An 8,585-nucleotide genomic window follows, 5' to 3' on the forward strand; every position below is an offset into this window, starting at 1 on the left:
TACCCCAAAGGGTTGGTCTTATCACGAGCCGACAAAGTGCTGCTTACAGTGACATAGTCAGCACAATTGAGGCCGCCAATGCACGGGTCTCCATATATATTGCGGACACTGTTATGCAGGGAATCAGCTGCGAGGAATCGATCCTTCGATCTATGGCATGTTTAGAGAATCTTGATCTAGACGTTGTTGTCATTGCTCGCGGCGGTGGGTCAAGAGTTGACTTGTCTACTTTAGATAACGAAACAGTAGCAAGAAGGATCGCATCCTATAGACATCCAGTATGGACAGCCATCGGACATGACAATGACAATTCTATATTGGACATCGTTGCGAATCAATATTTTAGAACTCCAACAGCAGTAGCGGAAGAAATTGCCAGCCGCTATCAAGTTGCTGAGCAACTCATCAGAGACTACTATGCTCGACTGAACAGAATTACGATCATAAGTCTTGAAGCTTCCAGAAGGCAGTTAGATCCAGCCTTCAGACTGATGCGCCTTGGTATTTCCAGCTACATGAGCATTAAAAAGCAACAGCTCGAAGGTTCTTCTAAAAATCTAGATAGGTCATGGGTCAGAGTGTATTCTGCGGCAGGCCAGAGGCTTAGCCTCATGAAGTCAGAACTTACTCTCTTCTCCAAGCACATTGTACTTCGTTGCGAGGAAAGGCTGCGCGAGGAGATTAGGTTACTGCATAGAGCATGTACTTATACGATCATTTCAGCCACCAACACCTTTGATGCTTGCAAAGATCGCCTTAGGTATAAGTCCGCGATGAAGCGGATCATGAATGAGAGGCAAGTGTTGAGTGGCTATGGCCAAACCCTAGTGTTCCACTCTAATCATTCTATTGTTCAGTATAGTAAAAGCCTGCACTGGGTGACTAAGGACTTTAGTGAGCAACGATTATGCAAGCATCTTCTCAGCATGAATCAATCCCTTTTAACATTCAAGATGCGCATGATGACTTGCACAGAATCCTCACTCAGCATTAACGAAAGGGAGCTCTCCTGGCTGCAAGGTAGACTCAGTGAAGATGTCATCTTCAGGAGTATAAAGCGAGAGCGAGAAGCTTTGTATTCAAAGGAGCTGGCTATAACGAATGCTTCTCCTGCTACGACATTGGCACGAGGATACTCTATAATCTATTCGAAATCAGGGGACATAGTAAAGTCCTGTTCCCAAGTTAGGATTTCAGAATCATTGAAGACGGAGCTCTGTGACGGGGTTATATTTAGTCAAGTTTCTAGCGTGGAGACCACTGCTAATGACTGAAAGCCTGGGCCATTCTGATGAGCCTACTTATGAGCAGAAGTTGGCCGAACTTGCGAGGATTCTACAATCACTAGAAACTTCGGAAACGCCAATAGATAAGCTATCTGAGGATGTAAAGCGAGGAGCGACACTTATCAAAGAGCTTAATCAGCGATTGAAGCAGGTTGAGGCGGAAGTCAAAGATGCATTTAGAGAACTTGGAGACTTAAGCTCGGATCCGGCTGTTGAAGAATCAAGGGACAACTTTGTAGATGCACCCTTCTGAGCTCGGCGATTCTTTATTCCATGAGACCCTACTTCAGGCTAAGTGTTATTTTCGAGCCGTTCGGGCTATCTTCTTGGTTAAGATCATGCAAATCCGTCATCTTGAGAGATTCTTGGATTGCTGAGTCCACATAGCGTGGCCTTGTAGATCATCCCACGAAGATCGCTGATTCGTGCCCTTGCTAAGTGCGCAAGCAACTGGCTGATGTCGTCACGGGGCTGCGTTTTTATCTTGATTCACTGAATCGGCTAAACCGCTTAGTCGGGGGCGATTCCCTTGAGCGCTTCGCGAGGTCTGATTGCTTTCATGGCAATCCTGTTATCGAGCGCGGGGCTATGGGTCTAGCGTTTGCTCAACACCGCCAACTGATAAAGTCATATAAGGCTACTAGCACCCTCACAGAAATGCTGTTCCCTGAAGTGGAGTATTGGGTAGGTCCTAGCTTGCTACACAGCAATCAATCGACTTTGCTGTGGCAGCCTGGCCTCACAATCCTGGCAGAGCCCTTACGGTGATGGTCACGCAACCTTCATCGTCTCGCTGAAGCGCGTAAAACTTCTCAAGAAGCAAACCCTGCAGGTTCAGTGCAACTTGACGTTCCTGCTGGCTCGGGTTTCTAACCGCAGAAGAAATCAGCCTAAAGCCCAGACCAGCTGTGCCGATCAGGCCCAGCGGACCCATAACCAAGGTCAAACCCGGCACCAACATCAATGCCAATGCCAAAAAGACTGATACGGGTAAAGCACCAGCAGCCATGAGACCACTAGTCTGCAAAATCTGGATCAGCCTCTCGCGTCGAGCCTCAAGAGTGCCATTGATCAACTCATCGCGATGAATAAGCAGCTGGTCAACGGCGGTGATAGCGGCTGCATAGACGCTGGCCTCCATGGCATTGCCCAGGGTCCGCTGCCAGAACTCGGGGGTCTGTGCTGCGGCGATCAAGCCATCGAAGTGGTTGTCAAAGCTTGCCTGTGCTCGCTCTGTCCATGACATGTCCGTCGCACCGCGGAAAACATTCGCGCTCCCGTCTTCCCAGATAGCATTGGTAGGGTCGCTGGATCGCTGGGGAGCATTCGCCTGGCTTTCTAAATGAGACCAGTGTTTACCTTGGGAATCACCACCTCTGAGGAACTGATCGACCACAGAAGTTCCGAAATGTTCAAGCTCTCCTGGCAACTTCGCTAACAGATCAGCGGCTGCGACACCATGGTTGGTAGCAGCCGAGCTCAAGCGACTGATCATCTGCGGATCAATGCCAATGTTATTCAGCTCACTGAGGGATGCCGCTACTGCTCCGGCTGCAACTGAGAGAGCTGAGCCAGTACCATCAAGACCCTGACGCAGCTTTCTGGCAGCGCTTAGCCCAGCTGCTATACCAGATCTTCCGAGTTGAGAAAAGTCCTTCATAGAATTGCAATTCGAAACAAGTCCCTTGCGAGCTATGGCTTGTATAGGAGAGCGTACTGCACTCAAGTCAAATTAGATGTTTCCGATTGACACAACCACATTGTTGTCGGTCACCTCGGCCTTGCCCAGTGCAGGATCCGATGGCGGCGGAAGTGGGGTCACCCTCGGGGCTGGAGCGCTCCACCAACCGGAGTCAACGCTTCAGATGCCCTACCCGCGCTCCAAGAGCCGGACAACCCGGACACGCCGGACAGGGTTCCCCCCCCTCTCTGAGTTCTCTGCTCAGAAGGGAAGGGGGGGATCTCACTGATTTTCTTGTGGTGGTGTGTCCGCCCTGTCCGGGCTGTCCGGGATGCGTGAACACTGGGGAGATGGAGCTGCCCAGCACTGTCCGTACCCTGTCCAAGCCCTCTCCGCCCCTGTCCGACCACCACAGCCCTGGCCGTAAGGGCATGCCCCACCCCTGCTCGGGGGAGGTCGTCGCGTTCTCGGGGAGTGTCATGGCATGGATGCCGTCTGCTGACCCTGTCCGGCACCGGGAATCCTGATGAGAGCCTCTCCACCACCATGACCCGCTACCTCTGGCACCTCGACGCTGAGGGCTGGCCTCTCGAACGCATCGACACCGAGACCGGTGAGCGCGTCCCGGTGTTCTCCGGGCGGGGCTGACGAGTCGCTCCATCCCCAAGCCGGCGGGCGGCCACTGGCCTGCTCCGTTCCCAAGGTCTCGGGAGTGGTGTGGGACTGACGGTGCTGAGTGGGAGTGAGGAAGGGGCCGACAGGTACCCTCTCCGTGGTTAACCATCAGTCAGTGGCGGTCCACTCCACTCCGAGGTCATTGCGCTAAAGCCGCACACACGCGTTCCTATACTGCCTCAACTGGATCAGTGCGGGCTTGCACAACGACGATCCCTTGGAGCGTCTTGGGCCCACTGATCGCCTCCATTACTCCCCTGGCCATGAAGTCGGGCTGCTGGTGCAGCGCTTCCTCATCGGTGGGAGGCCCATATGAGGGGTAGTGCCTCGGAATTTAGATTGAAGATGGGACTTGACGAGCATAGCCAGAACGCCTCAGAGAATTCGTATTGCTACTATTGATTAGCCACCACTGGAGACATTCCGAATGCGTGACGACTCAATGTACGATGAAGATCGGCCATCGAGAACTCCAGATGACTTCAAAACTCTTGTCCAAAGCATTAAAGCTGACTTTATTATCGCATTCTCGATCTGGCGTTCAATCTATGCCATTCAAGGTGACCAGAATGTTGTTGATCGCATAAACAGTTCCGGATCGGCTGATTTTGCCATCTGCCTGGTACGGGCATTGACAGAATCCCTAATAGTCAAGCTAAGCGCATGTACATTTGATGAAAGCTCTGGAGGGAGACAATGCGCTAGCATCATGACTGCAGCAAAATGGTTGGAGGATATCGCCTTTATTGAAAAGCTGAAACTTGCTTTTCTTAATGCAGCCTCTAAGAACCCAGATGATTTTTCTATCACTCTTTGCAGTACTCCTGATGGGGTTAGTCCTGAAAGGATTATTGCGATGGCCAGAGAGGAGTTAACGAATGAGTGCCACGTGGACAGCAAGGAATTGGAGAATGAGTTTGATTGTTGCATCCAAAATCTTAAAAACGAGTTCAGACGCCTTCAGCCAGCTCGAAGAAAAAAGATACCGAACATCAATTCCCGATTTCAAAGTTTATGCATGAGCAACCAGAGATGCAAAGAACCTGCTTGCTACGAAGACAACTCTAGTGATGCTGCTATTGAACTCTTGTGGATTCAAGAAGCAAGGAATAAAGCTGCCGCACACCGTGACGCAACAGTAATAAACGGATCGCTGTACTGTCGGAATCTGGGCGACTTCAATATTCCGTGGACCCGGGTAGAAGTCCTAATCGCAGACTTGACTAGAACTATAACTGAGCTGGAATCTATTGCCACCGGTATGGAGTCTAATCTAGGCGAGTGGATCGCCAGGATGACTATCCAATGTCAAGCAGTGCTTAAAATTCCATTTTCTTGATGGAAGGCGACTACTCATCGCCGCATCCCCCTCTGCCAGGAAAGGTGACGTCTCCAGATCCCGTCAGTTTCAGCTCCTAGGAGTATGATGGAACCGGTTAATGCGTCCTACAGCGAGGCCGTCAAGGCTGATGTCCGCCGCGAGATGGGAGCCTCCCCGCCTTCAGAACGTGGCTCAGATTGTCGAGTAGCACTGACAGAAATCCTTTCAGACCTCCAGCTCCTCGGCCAAGGCGAGCACCCCCGCCAGCACCTCCCCGTACTGCTCCGCGAGAGAATCACGCTCCTGTGAGCCAACAGGCGCCGCCTTGCCCCTCCGTGCCAGCTCGGCCAGTTGCTGCCGAAGCTCGGCAAGACGACCACGGCGTGGATCCGGTTCTGGCATCGTTTTAGCGCAGCGCCTCGCAGGCTTCACCGTCCCCATCGCCATCGAGGTAGGTGTGCCCCTCCCGCAGCAGCTGCTGAGCTCTCTCCCACGACCCGACATTTCTGCAATACCACCGCCGTCCTGAACTGTTCCCAGATCCACGCCCACCGTTGATGATCGTCAGGTTCAACGGGCGCTGAGATCTTGGCGCCGGCTGGCTCTGGCCACCCCGCCTTGCAGCCCTGAAATCCCAAGGACGCTGGATCCCGCCGTCAACCATCCAAAGCCCGACGCGGTATCGCTCGGCCAGCTTCTCCCGATCGAGGTAGGCCCACTCATCGCACTGCTTCAGGTACTGGCGGTAGGCGTAAGCGTTGCCCTGCTGCACCAGGGTGAGGCCGGCGTTGGCGCCGTTCTGGGTGAAGACCTCGGCAACGGTCCTGCCGTAGCGGTCAGTGGTCTGAGTCTTCAGCGTGACGGTTGAGCCGACGGGGAGGAGAGCCTGGAGCGCCTGCCTTGCCTGCTGTCCGTAGGGCGATTGCGCCATCTCGGGGGCATCGATGCAGGCGACCCGGATGGTCACCCGCTGGCCACGATCTAGGACACGGAGGGTGTCTCCATCACCGACTGAAATCACCGTGGCGGCAGGAGCTACCAGGGGGGTGATGAGGGGTAGAAGCAGGGCTAGACCCTGACAGGAGAGGAGTAGGGCGAACCGCATCGGGGCTCGGGGGGGGCGTGATCCTGGCGGGCTGTGGGCGTGAGAGGGGGCAGCGTATGGATCTAATTCTCAACCGAGGGTGGCGGGGAAGGGTATCGCCCTCGGGAATGAGGTCACTCGCCCATGGCGAAGGCAAGCGGGGTAGCCCTCCCACCAGCGCCGGGCCAACCGGACCACCCGGACCACCCGGACAATGTGCTGGCCCCACTCATCGCTGCTTCTCTTCCAGAGGGGGGGATCTCGTCAATAGCTTGGTGATGGGGTGTCCGGCCTGTCCGGGCAGTCCGGGGTAAAGCGGCGACTGGTGAGAGGCACGATGCCCTCCCCTGTCCGGACCCTGGTGACCCCCTGTCCGCCCTGTCCGGATCCACCGGCGATCGACTCACCGGGCTGCTGGATCAATGGGATTACGTGCTCGGTGGGGAGGGGGAACTGCCCATACACCTTGGCCCTGTCCACCCACGGGAAACCTGTAGGCAGCCTCTCCATCACCATGACCTGCTACCTGTGGCACCTCGACGCCGATGGTTGGCCCCTCGAACCCATCGACACCCTCACCGGTGAGCATGTCCCGGTCTTCACTGGCGGGCCAGAGGAGGAGCTCTCCCCCGAGGAGGGTGGGCGGTCCTTGGCCTGCTCCATTCCCAAGGTCTCGGGGGTGGTGTGGGTCTTCGGTTGAGACGGTGAGGCGAACATCGTGCCTGGGCGTACACGGTTAGTCAGCGGTAGCGATCACTCGAAGAAGGGAGGCCTCTGGCTGGCATGAACCTGCTCAGCACCGCAACGATCAGCCACGATGACGCAGATTAGTTGGCCGGTGGGTCGCTGCTGCCGCCGACGTTGTTGGCGCCAGGGCAGCCTGTTGGTCCGGGATCATTGCACTTATCTCCTTTTCCGCTGGTGGCCTTCTCCGTACTGACTCCCTCCGGGATCACCATCGATATCAAGGCGATGCTCGATCGCGGAATGCAGGTCAACGAGGTCAACCGCCAATTGCGCGGATCTCGTGGCATCTGCCTTCAGTGCCTGCTGGCGTGGCATCAGCTCACACAGGCCCAAGCCGAAGGCCTCGACCGCGCCACACTGGAGGCCAGCGTTGATTCCACCTTCCGATGCGGCCACCGCCGCCGGAAGCGAAATCCAGAAACCGGAAAGCTCGCCGATGAAGAGATCATGGTGGAGCCCCACTACTTCCATCCGGAACCTCTTCTGAATGAGGCCGGGGAAAAGATTCAGCGACCGTGTGAATCCGTCAGCAAGGAGCATGTCGCCTTTCTCGACTGGATGATGGGTTCCGCGCGAGAGTGGTGCCTTGACGGGATCCCATCTGAGGAGCCGACACTCATCCTCCGAGAGGCCAGGTATCGCACAGATCCGCCCCGCTGGCGATCGCCGGACCTTGCCATCGTGCGCTGTACCCGCGATCCGCCCAACCGCGTGATGGCGGAGATCCTTCGGCACGGTTTCCTCACACCGGAAGCTTTGCAGATGGTCTCCGCCGTTGAGTTACAGCTCAGCCGGATCAGCGTCCAAGAGATCAGCTCGCGGACCGAGGACCACTGCCGGCACTTTGCGGATGTGCGCTGGGTCTTCGTGGAGCGCCACCTCGCTGGCATGAACGATGCCCGCTGCTGGCTAGCGGAGAACGGGCATGAGGCCTTCGTTATCAGGCAGGAATCGGACAAGTCCCGCATCCTCGGAATAGAAACCCTCCCGCCTCCGGTTTTGATGGGGGAAGTCTCAACCCCGACGATCCTGCTGCCGTGCACAAGGTCGCTGATGGTGGGGTGGCTCGCCAAGGGTTATGCACAACCGGAGGCGCTGACCCGCGCCAAAGGAGAACGCGATGCGATCCATCGCACGGCGGAGGAGGATGCCGCCCGCCGCGAACAGGAGGATCGCCAAGGACAGGCGGAGATAGAGCGCCGGATCCGGGAGGAGCAAGAGCGGCAGGCGGACGAAGAGAGGCGGCTGCGTTTAAAGCGAGAGCGGCAAGAACTAAAGGAACGGGATCGGATTGACCAGCTGAGTCAAGAGCGGAACCGCAGACTGCGCGAGGAGCGGGCACGACAAGAACTAGAGGAACAGGATCGGATGGATCGGCCACTCGTCTCTGGGGACGAGGTGGAGACCCTGCTGAACGGCGTCAACTGGGTCCCTGGATGGGTGGTGCTAGCTATCGAAGACGGCGAGGTTGTCGTTGGCCATGCTGACGGACGGCCCGGCCGCCTGTTCAAACCGCCAGGAGAGGTGCGCCGTTTCACATGCTGAACGCGCGGGAATTCAATGGAAACACCTCTGGGCTGTGTCCAGCTTGGAGTCCATGGACTCTGCGGAGGGTGTGGACAACTGGGCCCAGCCTGGATTGCAACTCAGTCCCAGGCTTGACGAGAGGCCGCAGCTCAGGTAAAGTTATAAAGCCTTTAGCATTCGGCTAGAGGGTCGTCGACAAGTTGTCAACTGGCAGCCCACTCAGGTGAGCGGCACAGTGAAGCAGCATGGTCAGTGGTGTCATCG

Annotated in this window: 7 protein-coding genes; 5 read left to right on the plus strand and 2 right to left on the minus strand. The window is 56.0% G+C overall.

Annotated features, from left to right (window positions below; genetic code table 11):
- Together KBZ04_RS11055 and xseB are read left to right on the plus strand one after the other, a co-directional pair.
- A partial coding sequence (locus KBZ04_RS11055) for an exodeoxyribonuclease VII large subunit (protein ID WP_315860108.1) occupies window positions 1-1,274 on the plus strand: 1,274 nt, incomplete at its 5' end.
- Window positions 1,267-1,539 carry an exodeoxyribonuclease VII small subunit gene (xseB, locus tag KBZ04_RS11060; RefSeq protein ID WP_254991984.1) on the plus strand — a complete coding sequence of 91 codons (273 nt, stop codon included), beginning with the start codon at window positions 1,267-1,269 and terminating at the stop codon, window positions 1,537-1,539. The genes KBZ04_RS11055 and xseB, both read left to right, overlap by 8 nt.
- Window positions 1,540-2,025: 486 nt before the next feature.
- On the opposite strand, the gene KBZ04_RS11065 is transcribed toward xseB, so the two are convergent.
- Entirely contained in the window at window positions 2,026-2,946 is a 921-nt protein-coding gene (locus KBZ04_RS11065) for a hypothetical protein (RefSeq protein WP_254991986.1), read from the minus strand.
- A 1,123-nt stretch (window positions 2,947-4,069) separates the two neighbouring features.
- Between KBZ04_RS11065 and KBZ04_RS11070 the strand changes: the two genes are divergently transcribed.
- Window positions 4,070-4,981, plus strand: coding sequence for a hypothetical protein (locus KBZ04_RS11070; protein ID WP_254991987.1), 912 nt, complete (start codon window positions 4,070-4,072; stop codon window positions 4,979-4,981).
- Between the two features lie 388 nt (window positions 4,982-5,369).
- Here the strand turns inward: KBZ04_RS11070 and KBZ04_RS11075 are convergent, their stop codons facing one another.
- Window positions 5,370-5,930: a thermonuclease family protein gene (locus KBZ04_RS11075; RefSeq protein ID WP_254991988.1), complete on the minus strand. Its 561-nt coding sequence runs from the start codon at window positions 5,928-5,930 to the stop codon at window positions 5,370-5,372.
- Between the two features lie 631 nt (window positions 5,931-6,561).
- Between KBZ04_RS11075 and KBZ04_RS11080 the strand changes: the two genes are divergently transcribed.
- Both KBZ04_RS11080 and KBZ04_RS11085 read left to right on the plus strand, forming a co-directional pair.
- Window positions 6,562-6,747, plus strand: a complete 186-nt coding sequence (locus tag KBZ04_RS11080) for a hypothetical protein (RefSeq protein WP_254991989.1) — start codon at window positions 6,562-6,564, stop codon at window positions 6,745-6,747.
- Between the two features lie 221 nt (window positions 6,748-6,968).
- Entirely contained in the window at window positions 6,969-8,339 is a 1,371-nt protein-coding gene (locus KBZ04_RS11085) for a hypothetical protein (RefSeq protein WP_254991990.1), read from the plus strand.
- Window positions 8,340-8,585 lie beyond the last annotated feature (246 nt).

Origin of the sequence: Cyanobium sp. N5-Cardenillas, from assembly GCF_024345515.1 — a bacterium.
Classification (GTDB): Bacteria; Cyanobacteriota; Cyanobacteriia; order PCC-6307; family Cyanobiaceae; genus Cyanobium.